The following is a 17,297-nucleotide window of genomic DNA, read 5'->3' as shown; positions in this document are numbered from 1 at the left end:
GCTCTGTGCTCACCCGTTGGCCGGCGACGCCTCGGCGGGCTCGGGCTGCGGCAGGGGCTCGCCGGTCTCCAGCAGCGACTTGAGGCTGGAGAGCAACTCGGACCAGCCGCCGCTGATGCTGTCCAGCAGTTCGCTTCCGGGGGCGAACCCATCGTGTACGACGGTCAGCTTGACCACCTTCCCGTGCGGCTCGATCTCGAAGCTCACCTTGGTACGCGGTTCCTCGGCCAGCCTGGCGACCTCCGCCGGATCCTGGTCGTACGCCTTGGCGAACTCCGGGGTGAAGCTGTGCCAGGTGTACGACAACCGGCGGTACGGATCGGCCTCGAGCACCACCTGGGCCGGGTCGGCGACCCGCACGCCCTTCGGCATGACCCAGACCACCTCCGAGCCGACCTGCCAGTCGGACTCGAAGGTGACGCCCCAGTAGCGACTGGTGAACGCGGGGTCGGTCAGCGCCTGCCAGAGGCGTTCCGGCGTGGTGTTGATGAACGTGGTGTAGACGAACTCGTGGTGGCCCATGGGCTCCTGCTCCAATGCTCGCTTGAGGTCGGCGAGTGCGTGCACCCGGCCGAGGTCGTACTGGTTGATCCAGCGGTCTGCGATGGCGTTGATCGGCTCGGCGTTGAGGTAGTGCAACTTCTCCCGGCCGCGCCACAGCGTGGTGACCAGGTTGGCCGCCTCCAGGACCGCCAGGTGCTTGCTCACGGACTGCCGGGTCATCTCCAGGCCGGTGCACAGTTCGCGCAGGCTCTGCCCGTTGCGGGAGTTCAGGCTGTCGAGCAGCCGTCGGCGGCTGCCGTCGGCCAGCGCCTTGAACACCTCGTCCATTCCTCGCCATCCCCCCGAACATGCAGCCATCTGGTTGCCTTTGCAAGATAGGCAGCCGAATGGCTGCATGTCAACTCGCCCACGAGGTAGACACGCCCCGACTGGCCCGCATTGTGGTACGAATAGCACTTTGAGTCTTATTTCCCCCGATAAAGGGCTTGATATGGGTAGAGAGCGGCAGGAAGAGCGGTCGGCGAAGGATCGGCAACTCGACGAGGCCCGATGGGACCCGTCCGAGGGATACCTGACGACGGACCAGGGCATCCGGGTGGCCGACACCGACAACTCGCTCACCGTCGGGGACCGGGGACCGTCGCTGCTGGAGGACTTCCACCTCCGCGAGAAGATCATGCGGTTCGACCACGAACGGATTCCCGAGCGGGTCGTCCACGCGCGCGGCTCGGGGGCACACGGCTACTTCCAGGTGTACGAGTCGCTCGCCCGCTACACCAGTGCCGAGTTCCTCCGCGACCCGTCGGTGCGTACGCCGGTCTTCGTCCGCTTCTCCACCGTGCAGGGCTCGCGCGGCTCGGCCGACACTCCTCGGGACGTACGGGGCTTCGCCACCAAGTTCTACACCAGCCAGGGCAACTTCGACCTGGTCGGCAACAACATGCCGGTCTTCTTCATCCAGGACGGAATCAAGTTCCCGGACTTCGTGCACGCGCTCAAGCCCGAGGCGCCGAACGAGATGCCCACCGCCGCCTCGGCGCACGACACCTTCTGGGACTTCGTCTCGCTCCAGCCCGAGACGATGCACCACGTGATCTGGCTGATGTCCGACCGGGCCATTCCGCGCAGTTACCGGATGATGCAGGGGTTCGGCGTACACACGTTCCGGCTGGTCAACGACGACGGGAGGTCGACGTTCGTCAAGTTCCACTGGGCACCGAAGCTGGGCACCCACTCGCTGGTCTGGGACGAGGCGCAGAAGATCGCCGGGAAGGACCCGGACTTCAACCGCCGTGACCTCTGGGAGGCGATCGACACGGGCCAGTACCCGGAGTGGGAACTCGGACTACAGATCATCCCGCCCGAGCGGGAGTTCGACTTTCCCGACATCGACCTGCTGGACGCCACCAAGATCGTGCCGGAGGAACTCGTGCCGGTGACCCCGATCGGACGGATGGTGCTGGACCGCAACCCGGAGAACTTCTTCGCCGAGACCGAGCAGGTGGCGTTCTGCGTCGGCAACGTGGTGCCGGGGATCGACTTCACCGACGACCCGATGTTGCAGGCCCGGCTCTTCTCCTACCTGGACACCCAGCTCACCCGGCTCGGCGGACCGAACTTCGCGCAACTGCCGATCAACCGACCCGTCGCGCCGGTGGCCAACCACCAGCAGGACGGCTTCCACCAGCAGTTCGTCCGGCAGGGCGTGGCCAACTACCACCCGAACTCGACCGGCGGCGGCTGCCCCGTGGTGGCCGGCGGCGCGAACGGCGGATTCGTCCACTTCCCCGAACGCCTCGACGGGGAGAAGGTCCGCCGCCGGGCGCCCAGTTACGCCGACCACTACGGTCAGGCAACCCTGTTCTGGAACAGCATGTCCGACTGGGAGCGCCGGCACATCATTGCCGCCTACCGGTTCGAACTGGGCAAGGTGACCCGCCCGGAGATCCAGCGGCGCTCGGTCGCGCAGCTCAACCGGGTGGACCACGACCTCGCCGTGGCGGTCGCGGTCGGGATCGGCGTATCCCCGCCCGACCGGCCGGAGGTCGACAACCACGGGCGCCGCTCCGACCGGCTCAGCCAGGCCACCGCCCCGCACGACACGATCGCCACGCGCAAGATCGCGATCCTGGTCGCCGACGGAATCGATCGGGAGTGCGTGACCAGCCTGGTCGACGGGCTGGTCGCCCGGGGCGCCGTCGCCGAACTCCTGGCGCCGACCGGCTGTGAGGTCCGTACCGGCGCCGGTGGGCTTGCGGTCACCCGTGCCGTCACCACCGTCGCCTCGGTGCTCTACGACGCGGTCGTGCTGCCCGACGGTACGCCGGCGATCACCGCGATGCGTGCCGACGGGTACCTGGTGCACTTCGTCGCCGAGGCGTACAAGCACGGCAAACCGATCGGGGCGCTCGGGGCCGGCCGCATGCTGTTGGAACACGCCCGGCTGCCTGTCCCGGAGGCCACCGGCAGCGATGCCGGGATGGTGCTACAGAGCGGGTCGGGCGCCGCCACCGAGACGTTCGTCGAGGCGTTCGCCGCCGCCGTCGCCGCCCACCGGCACCACGACCGCCCGGTCGACGCGGTCGCCGCCTGAGCGCGGCCAGGTCCGGCGGCAGTTCGGTCGGGAAGTGCCAACCTGCGGGTGAGGTGTTTCCGACCGACCGCCCCGGGTAGTTCCTCCACATCCGACAATCGACCAGGAGGAGCACCATGACGGCACGCACCGAGTACCACGTCGTTCCCGAAGCCGCTGGCTGGAAGGTGGAGCACGGGTCGAAGGTGGTCGGACACTACGACACCAAGGAGAGCGCGCTCGGCGCCGGCCGGGAGGCGGCCAAGGCGAACCAGCCGAGCCAGCTCGTCATCCACAAGCAGGACGGGCAGATCGAGGCCGAGCACACCTACCGCGACGACCCGTTCCCGCCCGCCGGCTGACCGCCGCACACCGGGCGAACCGCCCGGTCACCCGCCCGACCGGATGACGGTCCCGGCCGGACGGCGGCAACGGCGAACAGCGGCCCACGCCGGACACACACGGCGTGGGCCGATTGCTGTTCCACCCGACGGCGTTCAGACAACGCCTCTCGGACAACGCCTCTCAGCTCACGGCTCCCCGGCGACGGCCTTGCGGGCCTGCTCCGGGTCGTCGGCGTCCAGCGCGAGCCGCGCCACCCGCTCGCAGTCCGGGTACGTGTGATCGGCCAGCGCCGCCCGTACCCGGGGCAGGGCCCGGCCCGACATGGACAGGCTGGTCATCCCGAGACCGGTCAGGACCGGGGCGAGCAGCGGATCCGCCGCCGCCTCCCCGCAGACCCCGACCGGCTTGCCGGCGGCCCGACCGGCCGCGCCGACCTCGGCGATCAGCCGGAGCAACGCCGGCTGCCACGGGTCGAGCAGTTCGGCCAGCGCGCCGCTCTGCCGGTCCGCCGCGAAGGTGTACTGGCTCAGGTCGTTGGTGCCGATGCTCAGGAAGTCGACGACCTGGAGCAGTTGACCGGCGCGCAGGGCCGCCGCCGGGACCTCGATCATGACGCCGGCCCTCGGCAGCCCCGCCGCGTGGACCGCGTCGGCGAACTCGGCCGCCTCGGCCCGGGTCGAGACCATCGGCGCCATCACCCAGACCTCCGCGCCGGTCCGCTCCGCCGCTCGGGCGATCGCCGCCAACTGGGTGTGCAGCAGTTCCGGCCGCTGCCGGGCCAGGCGCAGCCCCCGTACCCCGAGCGCCGGGTTCGGTTCATCGGTCTGGTGCAGGAACGGCAACGGCTTGTCCGCGCCCGCGTCGAGGGTACGGATCACCACCCGCCGGCCGGGCAGCGCCGCGAAGACCGCCCGGTACGCCTCGGCCTGCTCGTCCAGGTCCGGTTCCCGGCTCCGGTCCAGGAACAGCAGTTCGGTACGGAACAGCCCGACACCCTCGGCCCCGTCCGCGGCACCGAGGTCCCGGGCCGAGCCGATGTTGGCGAGCAGCGCGACGGGGTGCCCGTCGGCCGTACGTCCCGGTCCGGACGTCACCGCCGCGGCCGAGAGGTGGTCCCGGTCCACCGCCTCGGCGGCGGCCACCTCCGCCGGATCCACGTCCACCCCGACCACGCCGGTCCCGCCGTCGACCAGCACCGTCGTGTCCTCGGCGAGGTCCCGGACGCCCGCGCAGGCGACCACCGCCGGCAGCCCAAGCGCGCGGGCCAGGATCGCGGTGTGGCTGGTCGGTCCGCCGTCCTCGGTGACCAGCGCGACAACCTGCTCCGGATCCAGGTCGACCGTGTCGGCCGGGGCCAGGTCGCGGGCGGTGAGCACGTACCGGTGGCCCGGCGACGGCACCCCGGGCATCGGCCGGCCGAGGCAGATCGCGACGGTCCGGTTCCGCAGGTCGTCCAGGTCGGCGACCCGCTCGGCGAGGTATCCACCGGCCGCCTCGAACGCCGCCCGGTGGGTGGCGAAGGCCGCGTCGACGGCGTGCGGCCCGTCCATACCGGCCGCGACGTGCTCCCGTACGGCGTCGGACAGCATCGGGTCGTCGGCCATCATGGCCTGGGCCCGGAGCACGTCGACCAGGGTCTTCTCCCCGGTCCGGTCGGCCCGTCGGGTCAACTCGGCGACCACCTCGGCAAGCGCCGCCACCGCCCGGTCGGCCTCGGCGGCGGGGTCGGCCACCGCTCCTGCCGGGGGCAGCGCCGACACCTCGGCGACCCGGAGCAGCGGGCCACCCGCGACCCCCGGACTCACTCCGATCCCGCGCAGCGGTGCCGACCCGTCAGGCATCGGCCGACTCCTCCGCGTCGAGGTCACGGGCGAGCAGTTCGGCCAGGGCGTCCAGGGCGGCGTCGGCGCCCTCCCCCTCGGCCTCGATCACCACCTCGGTGCCGCGCCGGGCGCCCAGCGAGAGCACCGACAGCATGCTGTTGGCCGGGACCGGCCGCTTCTCGCCGGTCCGGATGGTCACCCGGACCGGCTGTGCCGCCGCCGCCGCGACGAAGAGCGCCGCCGGGCGGGCATGCAGGCCGCTGGCCGAACCGACGGTCACCGTACGCGTAGCCATGATGGCCTTCCTCTCCCAGTTCAGGGTTCGATCGTGACCTTGATGGCCTCGCCCCGGGCGACCACGCCGAAGGCGTCGATCGCCTGGTCCAGCGGAAGCCGGTGGGTGATCAGATCGGACACCGGCACCGAGCCGGTGGCGATCAGTCGGAGCGCTTCGGCGTTGTGCGCCGGGCTGGAGCCGTTGGCGCCGACGATGGTCAACTCGCGGTAGTGCACCAGGTTGGAGTCGACCGAGATGATCGGGTTGTCCTTCGGCAGGCCGCCGAAGAAGCTGATCCGCCCCTGTCGGGCGGCCATCTGCAACGCCTGCTCCTGGGCCGCGCCCGAGGCCGCCGCCGTGATGATCACGTCGGCCCCGCGCCCGTCGGTCAGCTTGAGGATCTCGTCGACCGGGTCGACCTCGGCACCGCAGATCGCCGCGTCCGGGTTGACGAGTCCGGCGGCCAGGTCCAGCCGGGCCCGGTTGAGTTCGACCAGGAAGACCCGGGCGGCGCCCCGGGCCCGGGCCAGCCGGACGTGCAGGCAGCCGATCGGGCCCGAGCCGACCACCACGACGTCGTCGCCGGGGCCGACCCGCGCCAGTTCCTGCCCGTTGAGTACGCAGGCCAGCGGCTCGGCCACCGACGCCTCGGCAAAGCCGACCCCCTCCGGGATCCGGTTCAGTCCGTCCACCGCCAGCACCTTCGCCGGGACGACCAGGTACTGCGCGAAGCCGCCCTCGTAGTGGTATCCCATCGACTCCTGGTTGGGGCAGACGGTCATCCGACCACGCCGGCACTCGGCGCACTTCCCACAGGGGATGGCGGCGATCACCTGTACCCGGTCCCCCGGGGTCCAGCCGGTGACCTCGGCCCCGGTCTCGACCACCTCACCGGCGATCTCGTGGCCCATCACCCGGGGCGGGTGGATGTGGTGGTGCCCGAACTTGGAGATCTTGACGTCGGTACCGCAGGTGGAGCAGTTGCGTACCCGGATCTTGACGTCACCCGGGCCCGGGGTGGGCTCGGGCACGTCTTCGATGCGTACGTCGCCGGGAGCGTGGAAACGAACGGCCTTCATGAGTTGCTGTCCTCCCGTGCCGGCTTGAGCAGCTCCAGCACGTCTTCGGGGTCGGTGGCCTCGCGCAGCGCACGGGCCTTGTCGGAATCGAGCAGGACTTCGGCGAGGCTGGCCAGCAGTTCGACGTGGCCGTCGCCCTGGGCGGCGATCGCCACGCAGACGGTGACGGGCTGGCCGCCCCAGTCCACGCCGGCCGGGAACCGGAGTACGGCGAGCGCGTCGCGGTACACGAGGTCCTTGCCGGCGAGCGTGCCGTGCGGGATGGCCACACCCTCCCCGATGTACGTGGAGACCGAGCGCTCGCGGGCGAGCATGGTCGGTACGTACTCCGGGCTGGCCGCGCCGATCTCGACCAGGACCTGACCGCAGCGACGGATGGCGTCGTCCCGGTCGCCGGCCACCTCGGTCAGGTGGATCGCCCGGCGGTCGAGCAGGGCGCCCGGTTGGTCAGCCACGGATCTCGTCGCCGGACTCGATGGCCTTGACCACGGCGGTCACCGCCGGGTCGCCGATGAACACCTGGAACGGCACGACGATCTTGTCGGGCGCGGCGGCCCGGGCCCGGGCGGCCAGTCCGCTGTGCGTGATCACCACGTCGGCGTCGCCGGGGATCGAGTTGACCGGCGTGTGCTCCACCGTGACCGAGAACTTCTTGAGCTGCTTGCGAAGTTGGCTGGCGAGCATGACGCTGCTGCCCATCCCGGCGTCGCAGGCAACGACGACCTTGTGGATGTCCTTACCGTTGATGCTGCCCATGGCAGTACTCCTTCCGTTCGTACGGTGGTCTGGGTCAGCCCTCGGCGGTCGCGGACCGGGCCACGGGCGCGTGCTCCGGGCTGGTCTCGCGCTCCCGGGCCGGCGTGCCGGGTTCCGTCGTCGCGCTGTCGGTATCCGGATCGGCCTCTGCGGCGGCCTGTCGTTCTCCGTTCAGCCGGCCGAAGCCGAGCAGTGCCGAGGCGACCACGAAGGAGACTCCGGTGGCGATCAGGACGCCGAGCACCACTCCGAACCAGCTGCCCCTCGGGGTGACCGCCGCGTAGGCGAAGATGCTGCCCGGGGACGGGGTGGCGACCAGCCCGGCACCGGTGACCATGAAGGTGCCCACCCCGGCCGCCCCGCCGGCGATCATGGCGAGGATCAGTCGCGGCTTCATCAGCACGTACGGGAAGTAGATCTCGTGAATGCCGCCGAGGAAGTGGATGATGCCGGCCGCCGGCACGCTCGGCCGCAGCGAGCGCGGTCCGAACAGGAAGTACGCGAGCAGCAGGCCGAGGCCCGGGCCGGGGTTCGACTCGATCATGAACAGGACCGACTTGCCGGTCTCCTGCGCCTGCGCCACCGCCAGCGGCGAGAGCACGCCGTGGTTGATGGCGTTGTTCAGGAACAGCACCTTGGCGGGCTCGACCAGGACCGAGGCGACCGGCAGCAGGTTGTGCCCGATCAGCCAGTCCACCCCGCTGCCGGCCCAGTCGCTGAGCCGCGCGACCACCGGGCCGACCACCCAGACCCCGATCAGCGCCATCCCGCCGCCGATGATGCCGGCGGAGAAGTTGTCGACCAGCATCTCGAAGCCGGGTCGGATCCGGTCCTCGATCATGCGGTCGAAGAGCTTCACCAGGTAGGCGGCGAGCGGGCCGATCGCCATCGCGCCGAGGAACATCGGGATGTCCGCGCCGACGATGATGCCGACGGTGGCCACCGCGCCGACCACGGCGCCGCGCTGGCCGTGCACGATCCGGCCGCCGGTGTAACCGATCAGGATCGGCAGCAGCGTGAAGATCATCGGATCGACCAGCTTGGCCAGGTGCTCGTTGGGCAGCCAACCGGTCGGGATGAAGAGCGCCGTGATCAGGCCCCAGGCGATGAACGCCCCGATGTTGGGCATGACCATTCCGGCCAGGTGTCCGCCGATCCGCTGCACCCGGGCCTTGAAACCGGTGCCCTGGACCTCCGGTGTGTATGACACGGCCATGAGGGGGAACTCCTTCGCAGAGTATGGCCCGCGTTACCGAACGCGGCCGGGTTGTTCTGTCATCCCGTTGCCTCCGGGTGTCGTCCGACATCCGGATTCCTGTTGTCGCCTGCCGGACATGACCGGGTCATCCCTGCGGCAGCAGCGGCCGGACCAGGTCCGGTCGGGGGTGTAGTCGGACGGTGTTCCGGATCAGGTCGTCGGGGCCCGGCATCCGGCTGCCGGGCAGGCTGACCGCGGCGGCACCCCAGGCCAGCCCCTCCGCGAGGGCGTCGGCGCCACGGGCGCCGGCGGCCAGGAAGCCGGCCAGCAGCGCGTCGCCGGCCCCGACCGTGCTCTTCGGCTGCGCCACCGGCGACTCGCCGACGACGACACCGTCGGAGTCGACCAGCACCGCACCGTCGGCGCCGAGGCTGGCCAGCACCGCCCCGGCACCCCAGTCGCGCAGCCGGGTGGCGGCGTCGACCACGTCACCGAGCGAGCGCAGCGGGGTGCCGACCGCCTCCGCCAACTCCTCCCGGTTCGGCTTCAGTAGTGCCGCGCCGGCCTCGGCGGCGGCCCGCAGCGCCGGCCCGCTGGTGTCCACCGCGAGCCGGACCCCGGCAGCGACCAGGCGGGCACAGAGTTCACCGAACGCCGGCCCCGACAGGCCCGGCGGAAGGCTGCCGCAGGCCACCACCCAGCGCGCCGCACCGGCCGCCGTCAACACCGCCTCGGTGACGGCGGCGAACTCGGTCGCGGTGAGAACCGGACCGGATTCGTTGATCTTCGTTACCGTGCCGTCCGGCTCCGCGAGCGTGATGTTCGAGCGGGTACGGCCGGCGATCGGCACCGCGATCAGGTCGACACCCTCGGCCTGGAGCAGGTGGACGAGTTGGGCGCCCTCGTCACCACCGCTGGGCAGCACGGCCCGGGAGGGTACGCCGTTGGCCAGCAGGGCACGCGAGACGTTGACGCCCTTGCCGCCGGGGTCGAGATGTGCGGAGGCGGCCCGGATCACCGCGCCCCGGGCCAGCGAGTCGATCTCCATCGCCCGGTCCAGGCTCGGGTTGAGCGTGACGGTGAGGATCATGCCCGCACCACCCGTACGCCGGTGGCCTCCACCTCGTCGGCGAGTTCCTCGTCGAGCCCGCTGTCCGTGATCAGGAGGTCGAGGTCGGCGAGCGTGCCGAACCGGGCCAGGTAGTCGTTGCCGATCTTGGTGTGGTCGGCGAGCAGCACCACCCGCCGGGCCGCGCCGATCATCGCCCGCTTGACGGCCGCCTCCGCCGGGTCCGGTGTGGTCATCCCCCGCTCGACCGAACAGCCGTTGGTGCCCATGAAGGCGACGTCCACGTACATCTCGGCGAGCGGGCGCAGCGCCCAGTCGTCCACCGTCGCCAGCGTCTTGCCGCGCAGCCGGCCGCCCAGCAGCAGCACCGTGAGGTTGGGTTTCACGCCGAGCGAGGCGGCGAGCACCGGCGAGTTGACCACCACGGTCAGCTCCCGGTCGGACGGCAGCAGCTGCGCCAGCCGGGCGGTGGTGGTGCCGGCGTCCAGGATGACGGCGCCCTCGTCCGGCAACTCGGCCAGTGCTGCCTTGGCGATCCGCTCCTTCTCGTTGATCAGTACGGCGTCCCGGGCGGCGAGCGCCGGCTCGAACCCGATCCGCTCCACCGGGATCGCCCCGCCGTGCACCCGTCGGAGCACGCCGGCCCGCTCCAGCACGGTCAGGTCCCGGCGGATCGTCTCCGCGGTCACGTTCATGCCCTCGGCCAGCGCCATCACGTCGACCCGGCCCTCTGCGCGGGCCAGGCGCAGGATCTCCTGCTGACGTTCCTCGGCGTACATGTTGTGGATCTCCCGCCCGATCGTTTTTGCTTGTCTTCTGTTTACGCCCGTTTCTGTGGTCAGTCAACATCCAGCCGTAACAGTTTGGTCATCTCGCGGACGCACTGACAGTGATCCGGGACATATCACCCGAGGATGCGGAACCGCCCACCTGCGGCGGTTCCGACCTGGCCGAAGAGCGAGCCGGGTGGGCCGATTCGGAACCAAACCGACAGCGACCCCCGGTTGTGTGGTTTTGCCGAGGGGTCTGGCGAACGATCGATGACGCATCGATTAACTTCACCCCGGCCCCCTACCGGCGCGGACGTCGACTGTCGAGGATGGATCACACCCGCACACCCCCGCGGGGCTCCGTCCGAACTGGAGGACACTGTGGCCGTACTCGCCGCTCCCCGACCGACCGTCCGTACCCGCCCGGCCATCCCGGAACGGGCCCACCGGTTGCTGACCAGCCTCGCCCTGATCACCACGCTCGTCGCCGGAGTGCTGGTCGGCCCGGCGGTGGTCACGCCGACCCGGACCAGCCCCGCCTCGGCGGCCGTCTACAGCTCCTGCACCATCGCCCGCTGCGCCGACGCGCGGACGGCCCGCAGCGGCTGGGCCAGCCGAGGCTTCCCGACCTCCCGGACCTGGTACTCGTGGAGCGGCGGGCTCTACAACTACGCCGGCGGCCAGCACATGAACCGCGAGGGGCAGTTGCCGTTGAACGCCACCTACTACGAGTACGACGTCTACCCCCGAAACCGGGGAGCGGCCCGGGACGCGTACCGGATCGTGGTCAACAAGGCCACCGGGGCGACCTGGTTCACCCCGAACCACTACACGGACTTCTACCGGCTCTGACCCGGCGTACCGTCGGCTGGCACACACCTCCGGACGGGATGCCCGCCGGACCGATCGCAGGGATACCGATGCCGGAGCAGTTCGACCCCGCCCCGCCGTCCTGGCTGACGGTGTCGACCGACCCCGCACCGCCGGACGCGACGCCGGTCAGCGGGGCGGGCAGTCGTACCCGGGCCGGGCTGTTCACCGAGTGGGCGGCCCGGTTGCGGTTCCCGGCCCACTTCGGTCGGAACTGGGACGCGTTCGAGGACTGCCTGACCGACCTCGTGATGGAGCAACCCCGCACGCTGCTCGTGACGGACGCGGCGGAACTGCTCGCCGACGAGCCCGCCGGGCAGTTCGGCATCCTGCTCGCCGTACTCGGCACGATCGCCGATCGGACGTCCACCGGCCCGGCCGGTCCGGCGCTGCGGGTGATCCTGCACGCCGGTCCGGCCGGCGACGCCGAGCTGCGGCGACGGCTGATCGCGGCGCTCGACTGACAGCGGCCGTCCGGGATCGCCAGCGCCGGGTGCGTTCGGCCGGACGTGGTCAGTCGGGCTGAGCCGCGATCTGCCGCCGGAGTTCCCGCTTGAGCACCTTGTGGCTGGGGCCGAGCGGCAACGCGTCGACGTACCGGACCTGGCGTGGGTACTTGTGCCGGCCCAGCCGCTCCCGCGACCAGTCGACCAGGTGCTGTTCGTCGGGTACGCCGGGCCCGGCCGGGTCGGCCACCACCACGGCACAGATCTCCTCACCGTGCAGCGGATCCGGTACGCCGATCACCGCCACCTGCCCGACGCCCGGATGCCGGACGAGGACCTCCTCGACCTCGCGCGGATAGACGTTGAAGCCGCCTCGGATGATCACGTCCTTCTTCCGGTCCACGATGGTCACGAAGCCGTCGTCGTCCTTGCGTCCGAGGTCGCCACTGCGAAACCAGCCGTCCACCAGCGCCTCCGCGGTCGCCTCCGGCCGGCCGAGGTAGCCGGCGAAGACGTTGTGGCCCCGGATGACGATCTCGCCGAGTTGGCCCGGCGGCAGCAGCTCGATCCGGTCGTCGAGGTCGGCGCGGGCGATCTCCACCTCGACGCCCCAGACCGGATGTCCGATGGTGCCGGCCCGGATGCCGAAGTGCGGCTGGTTGGTGGTGGCCGTCGGCGAGGTTTCGGAGAGGCCGTACCCCTCGAAGACGTCCGCGCCGAAGACCTCGGTGAAGCGTTCGAGGACGGCGACCGGCAGCGACGCCCCGCCGGAGACGCAGAGCCGGAGCCGGGGTGGCTGGTCGTACCCGCCGATCGCGTCCAGCAGCGCGATGTACATGGTCGGAACCCCGTAAAAGACGTTGACGTTCTCCCGGAGCATCAGTTCGATCGCGGCCGCGCCGCTGAACCGGGCGAGCAGGACCAGGGTGCCGCCCACCCGGAAGGTGCCGTTCATCGCCACCGTCTGGCCGAAGGTGTGGAACAGCGGCAGGCAGCCGAGCACGATGTCGCCGCTCCGGGCGTCGTTGGCGTCGAAGACGTTGACCGTGGTGTTCATGACCAGGTTGAGCTGGGTCAGCATGGCGCCCTTGGGCACCCCGGTCGTGCCGCTGGTGTAGAAGACCACCGCGACGTCCTCGGCGGACCGGGTGACGTACGACGGCAGTGGTGCCGGCGGGGCGGCCCCGTCGACCCCCTCCAGCCGTCCGACGGCACCGTTGCCCCGGGCGCCGACGCTGACCACCGGAATCCCCGCCCGCACCGCCGCCGCGCTGCCCAGCTCGAGGTAGGCGGCATGGCACACCAGCAGCGTGGCGCCGCTGTCGGTCAGCACGTGGGCCGCCTCCTCGGCGGTCAGCAGCAGGTGCACCGGCACCACCACCGCACCGACGGCGAGGATCCCGTAGTAGGCCCGGGGGAATTCGACGACGTTCGGCGCGACCAGGGCCACGTGGTCGCCGGGGCGTACGCCGAGTTCGCGCAGCCGGGCGGCGTAGCTGCGGGCCTCCAGCCACAGCTCGGCGTACGTCACCCGAGCATCGCCGTCGATCACGGCGACGGTGTCCGGGTACCGGCGGGCGGCTTCGGCCAGCACCATGGCCAGGGACAGCGCGGTCATCAGGAACTCCCGTCCGGCGCGGTCTGCTCGGTGGAGGACTAACCGGTCCACCGCCATCAAACTAACGCTGCAAGTTTTAGGCGTCCAGAGCAGAATGCGGTCCAGGCCGCTCCAGACCGCGACCTTTAATGCCGGGCGGAGGATCGGACTACGGTGGAAACTTGCGACGCTAGTTTTCGGGCACCGCCCTCTGACCCACCACCAGACGACAACTCCGGCACGGCGAGGTGAGGAACGCGATGGATCGCAGGACCGACCTGTACATCGACGGGCACTGGGTCGGCCCGGCGGCCCGGGAGACCCTGCCGGTCGAGAATCCCGCCACCGAGGAGGTCATCGGCGCGGTGCCGGCCGGCGCACCCGCCGACGTCGACCGGGCGGTCGCGGCGGCCCGGCCCGCCTTCGCCGGCTGGGCGGCCACCGCACCGGCGGACCGGGCCGCCGCCCTGGACCGGTTGCACGCCGCGCTCACCGCCCGTACGGACGGGATCGCCCACTGCGTCGCCCGCGAACTCGGTACGCCGCTGCGGGTGGCGACCCGGATCCAGACCGGGCTGCCGCTCACCGTCCTGCGCGGCTTCGTCGACCTCGCCGGGCAACCACCGCCGGAGGCAACCGTCGGAAACTCCCTGGTCGTGCGGGAGCCGGTCGGGGTGGTCGGCGCGATCACCCCGTGGAACTACCCGCTGCAACAGGTGATGGCGAAACTCGCGCCGGCCCTGGCCGCCGGCTGCACGGTGGTACTGAAGCCGAGCGAGTTGACCCCGCTGGTGGCGTACCTGCTCTTCGAGGCGATCGACGAGGCCGGCTTCCCACCGGGGGTGGTCAACCTGGTGACCGGCACCGGTCCGGTGGCCGGCGAGGCGCTCGCCGCACATCCGGACGTCGACCTGGTCTCGTTCACCGGCTCGACCGCGACCGGCCGGCGGATCTCGCACCTGGCCGCGGACCGGATCGCCCGGGTCACCCTGGAACTCGGCGGCAAGTCGGCGAACGTGATCCTCGACGACGCCGACCTCGGCACGGCGGTGAAGGTGGGACTTGGGAACGCCTTCCTCAACTCCGGGCAGACCTGCACCGCGTGGACCCGGATGCTGGTGCACCGTTCGCGGTACGCCGAGGCCCTGGCGCTCGCCGCCGAGCTGGCCGGGACCTACCGACCGGGTGACCCGTTCGAGCCGGGCACCCGGCTCGGTCCGCTCGTCTCGGCCGCGCAGCGGGACCGGGTCCGGGACCACGTCGAGCGAGGGCTGGCCGACGGCGGGCGGCTGATCAGCGGCGGTCCCCGGGCGGCGCTGCCGGACCGGGGCTACTTCGTCGCGCCGACGGTGATCGCCGACGTCGACCCGGACAGCGCGCTGGCCCAGGAGGAGGTCTTCGGGCCGGTGCTCTCGGTGATCCCGTTCGACGACGACGACCACGCGGTCACGGTCGCCAACAACTCCCGCTATGGCCTGGCCGGTGCGGTCTGGTCCGGCGACGAGGACCGGGCGCTGGGCGTCGCCCGGCGGATGCGCACCGGTGCGGTCGACGTCAACGGTGCCGCCTTCAACCCGCTCGCCCCGTTCGGCGGCTACAAGCAGTCCGGCCTCGGCCGGGAACTGGGCAGCTACGGTCTGGAGGAATTCCTACAGGTCAAGGCGATCCAACGATGAGGGCCCTGGTGGTACGCGCCGCTGGCGAGCCGCCCCGGGTCACCGACGTCGAACTTCCCGGCCCCACCGAGGGCGAGGTACGGGTCAGCGTACGGGCGGCCGGCGTCTGCCACTCCGACCTGTCGATGGTCGACGGCACCCTCGCCCCGCCCTATCCACTGGTACTCGGGCACGAGGCCGCCGGGATCGTGGTCGAGGTCGGCGGCGGCGTCTCCCGGGCAGGCGTCGGCGACCACGTCGTGCTGAACTGGGCGCCGCCGTGCCGGCAGTGCTGGTTCTGCCAGCGTGCCGAGCCGTGGCTCTGTGCGAGCACCGGAACGCCGGCCAGCGCCCGGGGCCGTACGGCCGACGGAGAGCCGTTGCACGTCACCCTCGGGCTCGGCGCGCTGGCCGAGGAGGTGGTGGTGCCGCAGTCGGCCGTCGTAGCGGTGCCGGCCGAGCTGCCGTTCGAGACCGCCGCGCTGCTCGGCTGCGCCGTACTCACCGGTTCGGGCGCGATCCGCCGGACCGCCGCCGTCGCGTCCGGCGACTCCGTCGCCGTGATCGGGCTCGGCGGGGTGGGCCTTTCGGCGGTGTACGCCGCCCGGGCGGCCGGTGCCGATCCGGTGATCGCGATCGACCTCTCCCCCGCCAAGCGGGAGTTGGCGCACGCCGCCGGCGCCACGCACTTCCTGCTCGCCGACTCCTCGACCGTCCGGGCGGTACGGTCGCACACCGGCGGACGGGGCGTGGACCACGCGCTGGAGTGCGTCGGGCGGGGCGCCACGATCGGCACCGCCTGGCGGGCCGCCCGACGCGGTGGTCAGGTCATCGTGGTGGGCATGGGAGCCAGGGACGACATCGTCGGGCTCGGTGCGCTGGACGTGTTCCACTCGGCGCGTACGCTGCGTTCCTCGGTCTACGGCTCGTCGGATCCGGACCGGGACCTGCCGGAACTGGCCGCCGACGTGCTGGCCGGGGTGCTCGACCTCGGCTTCCTGGTCACCGATCGGACCACTCTGGACGGTGCGGCGGCGGCCTTCGACCGGATGGCCCGGGGCGAGGGCGCCCGTACCGTGGTCTGCCCCTAACCGAGACGAGCGGCGACGACCCGGGCACACTCCATCGCCTCGGCATGGGTGGTGTCCACCTCCAGGTCGTACGACACCCCCCGGTGTACGACTTCCGCCTGCGAGGCCGCCATCCCCGTCACCCGATCGCCCCGGGCAACCTCCCGGCCGGCGGCGACCCGGCTCTCACACCTGACGCCGACCCACAACACCGGCAGCCCGTCCAGGGCCTCCCTCCACTGCTGCTGGGAATGCGCCCCGCCGAGGAAGACGTCGTCGACGATGACTCGCGCGCCCGCCCGCACCATCGCGGTGACTCCCTCGATCCACGCCGCTTGCAGGGTCCGGAACTGCGGGCCGACGCTCACGCCGCCGTCCGGAGCGAACTCGATCCCCGCGTCCGACGTCCGCATCGACGTGGGCATCGCCTCGATCAGCGTGTCGATCCCGAGGAGCAGCCACGGATCGGGCAGGACCGCCTGCAGGCACCGGGCGATCCCGGACTTCCCCGAGCTGGAGCCACCATTGAGAACGATCACCCGAGCCGTCACGCTGCCAGGGTAGACGCAGACCGGACCGGTCAGCGGGCGGTCGGGTCGGCCAGCAGTGCGGCGACGGTACGCGTCATCACCGAACGCGCGTGATCCACGCCCAGCCCGAGGCCGTCCCGCAGCATCGACCAGGTCGGCCACATGCTGGTGGCGACCAGGGCGTTGACCAACTGCTCCCGGCCCGGTCCGGCCTGTTCCAGCTCGTTCGCGAACAGTTCCTCGACCTCGGCGCGTACCCGGTCGATGTGCTTGAGGCGGTTGCGGTGCAGCTGCGCGGAGACCGGTTCGCGCATCTGCGCGGCGCGGGCGGCGGGCGCGATCAGCTGGAGCAGCCGGGCCCGCTGCCGGCAGTACGCGTCGACCCGCTTGGCCAGCGGCAGGGCGGCGGAGATCGGTCGGTAGGCGGCGTCCTGCTGGCGCAGCACCTGCTCCCCGCTGGCCTCGAACAGCGTCTCCATGTCCTTGAAGTTCGTCCAGAGGGTACGCAGGGACACCCCGGCCCGTTCGGCGATCCGCTCGCCCGTCGGTCGGAGGTCTCCCTCGCCGATCAGCGCGAGGTGCGCCTCGACGATCGCCGCCCGGGTGCGTTCGGCCCGGGCGTTGCGTCCGTCGACCCGAATCGGCGCCTCGGCCCTGCCCATCCCTGCCCCCTCTGTCGGCACCACGGCGTCCGTTCCGGTAATTCCGGTCACGCCCGGCATGCCGAGTGTAGACA

18 protein-coding genes are annotated in these 17,297 nt (G+C 71.5%); 6 read left to right on the top strand and 12 right to left on the bottom strand.

Annotation, left to right across the window (positions count from 1 at the left end; all coding sequences use genetic code 11):
• Window positions 1–9: 9 nt before the first annotated feature.
• Window positions 10–831, bottom strand: coding sequence for an ArsR/SmtB family transcription factor (locus ACFP2T_RS10310; RefSeq protein WP_377420140.1), 822 nt, complete (start codon window positions 829–831; stop codon window positions 10–12).
• Window positions 832–994: 163 nt separating this feature from the next.
• On the opposite strand from ACFP2T_RS10310, the gene ACFP2T_RS10305 reads away from it, so the two are divergent.
• Both ACFP2T_RS10305 and ACFP2T_RS10300 read left to right on the top strand, forming a co-directional pair.
• On the top strand, window positions 995–3,097 hold the full coding sequence (locus tag ACFP2T_RS10305) for a catalase (RefSeq protein WP_377420138.1): 2,103 nt from the start codon (window positions 995–997) through the stop codon (window positions 3,095–3,097).
• Between the two features lie 116 nt (window positions 3,098–3,213).
• Complete coding sequence (locus ACFP2T_RS10300; RefSeq protein WP_377420136.1) at window positions 3,214–3,438, top strand: DUF2188 domain-containing protein; 225 nt, start codon at window positions 3,214–3,216, stop codon at window positions 3,436–3,438.
• A 168-nt stretch (window positions 3,439–3,606) separates the two neighbouring features.
• On the opposite strand, the gene ptsP is transcribed toward ACFP2T_RS10300, so the two are convergent.
• The 8 genes from ptsP to ACFP2T_RS10260 all read right to left on the bottom strand — a co-directional run bounded on the left by ptsP (window position 3,607) and on the right by ACFP2T_RS10260 (window position 10,402).
• Entirely contained in the window at window positions 3,607–5,262 is a 1,656-nt protein-coding gene (gene ptsP, locus ACFP2T_RS10295; RefSeq protein WP_377420134.1) for a phosphoenolpyruvate--protein phosphotransferase, read from the bottom strand.
• A complete protein-coding gene (locus tag ACFP2T_RS10290) occupies window positions 5,255–5,539 on the bottom strand; it encodes an HPr family phosphocarrier protein (protein ID WP_192769248.1) in 285 nt (94 codons plus the stop codon). Before ACFP2T_RS10290 ends, ptsP begins: the two co-directional genes overlap by 8 nt.
• 20 nt (window positions 5,540–5,559) lie before the next feature.
• Window positions 5,560–6,600, bottom strand: coding sequence for a zinc-dependent dehydrogenase (locus ACFP2T_RS10285; RefSeq protein WP_377420132.1), 1,041 nt, complete (start codon window positions 6,598–6,600; stop codon window positions 5,560–5,562).
• Window positions 6,597–7,055, bottom strand: a complete 459-nt coding sequence (locus ACFP2T_RS10280; RefSeq protein ID WP_377420130.1) for a PTS mannitol transporter subunit IIA — start codon at window positions 7,053–7,055, stop codon at window positions 6,597–6,599. Before ACFP2T_RS10280 ends, ACFP2T_RS10285 begins: the two co-directional genes overlap by 4 nt.
• Window positions 7,048–7,356, bottom strand: coding sequence for a PTS sugar transporter subunit IIBC family protein (locus ACFP2T_RS10275; RefSeq protein WP_377420128.1), 309 nt, complete (start codon window positions 7,354–7,356; stop codon window positions 7,048–7,050). Before ACFP2T_RS10275 ends, ACFP2T_RS10280 begins: the two co-directional genes overlap by 8 nt.
• Before the next feature lie 34 nt (window positions 7,357–7,390).
• Complete coding sequence (gene mtlA / locus ACFP2T_RS10270) at window positions 7,391–8,572, bottom strand: mannitol-specific PTS transporter subunit IIC (RefSeq protein WP_377420126.1); 1,182 nt, start codon at window positions 8,570–8,572, stop codon at window positions 7,391–7,393.
• Between the two features lie 127 nt (window positions 8,573–8,699).
• The gene (gene pfkB, locus ACFP2T_RS10265) at window positions 8,700–9,644 is read right to left on the bottom strand and encodes a 1-phosphofructokinase (protein ID WP_377420124.1); all 945 of its coding nucleotides are present in this window, start codon (window positions 9,642–9,644) and stop codon (window positions 8,700–8,702) included.
• On the bottom strand, window positions 9,641–10,402 hold the full coding sequence (locus ACFP2T_RS10260) for a DeoR/GlpR family DNA-binding transcription regulator (protein ID WP_377420122.1): 762 nt from the start codon (window positions 10,400–10,402) through the stop codon (window positions 9,641–9,643). The genes pfkB and ACFP2T_RS10260 overlap by 4 nt, the downstream gene beginning before the upstream one ends.
• Window positions 10,403–10,774: 372 nt before the next feature.
• On the opposite strand from ACFP2T_RS10260, the gene ACFP2T_RS10255 reads away from it, so the two are divergent.
• Window positions 10,775–11,245 (top strand): ribonuclease domain-containing protein, encoded by a 471-nt coding sequence (locus ACFP2T_RS10255; RefSeq protein WP_377420120.1) that lies wholly within the window; start codon window positions 10,775–10,777, stop codon window positions 11,243–11,245.
• A 68-nt stretch (window positions 11,246–11,313) separates the two neighbouring features.
• Window positions 11,314–11,727, top strand: a complete 414-nt coding sequence (locus tag ACFP2T_RS10250) for a barstar family protein (RefSeq protein WP_377420118.1) — start codon at window positions 11,314–11,316, stop codon at window positions 11,725–11,727.
• Window positions 11,728–11,776: 49 nt separating this feature from the next.
• Here ACFP2T_RS10250 and ACFP2T_RS10245 read toward each other — a convergent pair whose 3' ends face one another.
• Window positions 11,777–13,327 carry a long-chain-fatty-acid--CoA ligase gene (locus tag ACFP2T_RS10245; RefSeq protein ID WP_377420116.1) on the bottom strand — a complete coding sequence of 517 codons (1,551 nt, stop codon included), beginning with the start codon at window positions 13,325–13,327 and terminating at the stop codon, window positions 11,777–11,779.
• A gap of 239 nt (window positions 13,328–13,566) precedes the next feature.
• Here ACFP2T_RS10245 and ACFP2T_RS10240 point away from each other — a divergent pair, with 239 nt between their 5' ends.
• Window positions 13,567–14,982: an aldehyde dehydrogenase family protein gene (locus tag ACFP2T_RS10240; RefSeq protein ID WP_377420114.1), complete on the top strand. Its 1,416-nt coding sequence runs from the start codon at window positions 13,567–13,569 to the stop codon at window positions 14,980–14,982.
• A complete protein-coding gene (locus tag ACFP2T_RS10235; RefSeq protein ID WP_377420112.1) occupies window positions 14,979–16,052 on the top strand; it encodes an alcohol dehydrogenase catalytic domain-containing protein in 1,074 nt (357 codons plus the stop codon). The genes ACFP2T_RS10240 and ACFP2T_RS10235 overlap by 4 nt, the downstream gene beginning before the upstream one ends.
• Here ACFP2T_RS10235 and cpt read toward each other — a convergent pair.
• Window positions 16,049–16,582 carry a chloramphenicol phosphotransferase CPT gene (cpt, locus tag ACFP2T_RS10230; protein WP_377420111.1) on the bottom strand — a complete coding sequence of 178 codons (534 nt, stop codon included), beginning with the start codon at window positions 16,580–16,582 and terminating at the stop codon, window positions 16,049–16,051. The genes ACFP2T_RS10235 and cpt overlap by 4 nt on opposite strands.
• A 29-nt stretch (window positions 16,583–16,611) precedes the next feature.
• Window positions 16,612–17,223 (bottom strand): TetR/AcrR family transcriptional regulator, encoded by a 612-nt coding sequence (locus ACFP2T_RS10225; protein WP_377420899.1) that lies wholly within the window; start codon window positions 17,221–17,223, stop codon window positions 16,612–16,614.
• Window positions 17,224–17,297 lie beyond the last annotated feature (74 nt).

The organism is Plantactinospora solaniradicis (genome assembly GCF_042658085.1).
Taxonomy (GTDB): domain Bacteria; phylum Actinomycetota; class Actinomycetes; order Mycobacteriales; family Micromonosporaceae; genus Plantactinospora; species Plantactinospora solaniradicis.
Note: the sequence above shows the minus strand (reverse complement) of the source record. Positions and strands in the feature narration are given on the sequence as shown.

Coding starts and splice junctions, on each gene's coding strand:
- ACFP2T_RS10310 (WP_377420140.1), bottom strand. CDS start 831: ATGGACGAGGTGTTCAAGGCGCTGGCCGACGGCAGCCGCCGACGGCTG.
- ACFP2T_RS10305 (WP_377420138.1), top strand. CDS start 995: ATGGGTAGAGAGCGGCAGGAAGAGCGGTCGGCGAAGGATCGGCAACTC.
- ACFP2T_RS10300 (WP_377420136.1), top strand. CDS start 3,214: ATGACGGCACGCACCGAGTACCACGTCGTTCCCGAAGCCGCTGGCTGG.
- ptsP (WP_377420134.1), bottom strand. CDS start 5,262: ATGCCTGACGGGTCGGCACCGCTGCGCGGGATCGGAGTGAGTCCGGGG.
- ACFP2T_RS10290 (WP_192769248.1), bottom strand. CDS start 5,539: ATGGCTACGCGTACGGTGACCGTCGGTTCGGCCAGCGGCCTGCATGCC.
- ACFP2T_RS10285 (WP_377420132.1), bottom strand. CDS start 6,600: ATGAAGGCCGTTCGTTTCCACGCTCCCGGCGACGTACGCATCGAAGAC.
- ACFP2T_RS10275 (WP_377420128.1), bottom strand. CDS start 7,356: ATGGGCAGCATCAACGGTAAGGACATCCACAAGGTCGTCGTTGCCTGC.
- mtlA (WP_377420126.1), bottom strand. CDS start 8,572: ATGGCCGTGTCATACACACCGGAGGTCCAGGGCACCGGTTTCAAGGCC.
- pfkB (WP_377420124.1), bottom strand. CDS start 9,644: ATGATCCTCACCGTCACGCTCAACCCGAGCCTGGACCGGGCGATGGAG.
- ACFP2T_RS10260 (WP_377420122.1), bottom strand. CDS start 10,402: ATGTACGCCGAGGAACGTCAGCAGGAGATCCTGCGCCTGGCCCGCGCA.
- ACFP2T_RS10250 (WP_377420118.1), top strand. CDS start 11,314: ATGCCGGAGCAGTTCGACCCCGCCCCGCCGTCCTGGCTGACGGTGTCG.
- ACFP2T_RS10245 (WP_377420116.1), bottom strand. CDS start 13,327: ATGACCGCGCTGTCCCTGGCCATGGTGCTGGCCGAAGCCGCCCGCCGG.
- ACFP2T_RS10240 (WP_377420114.1), top strand. CDS start 13,567: ATGGATCGCAGGACCGACCTGTACATCGACGGGCACTGGGTCGGCCCG.
- ACFP2T_RS10235 (WP_377420112.1), top strand. CDS start 14,979: ATGAGGGCCCTGGTGGTACGCGCCGCTGGCGAGCCGCCCCGGGTCACC.
- ACFP2T_RS10225 (WP_377420899.1), bottom strand. CDS start 17,223: ATGGGCAGGGCCGAGGCGCCGATTCGGGTCGACGGACGCAACGCCCGG.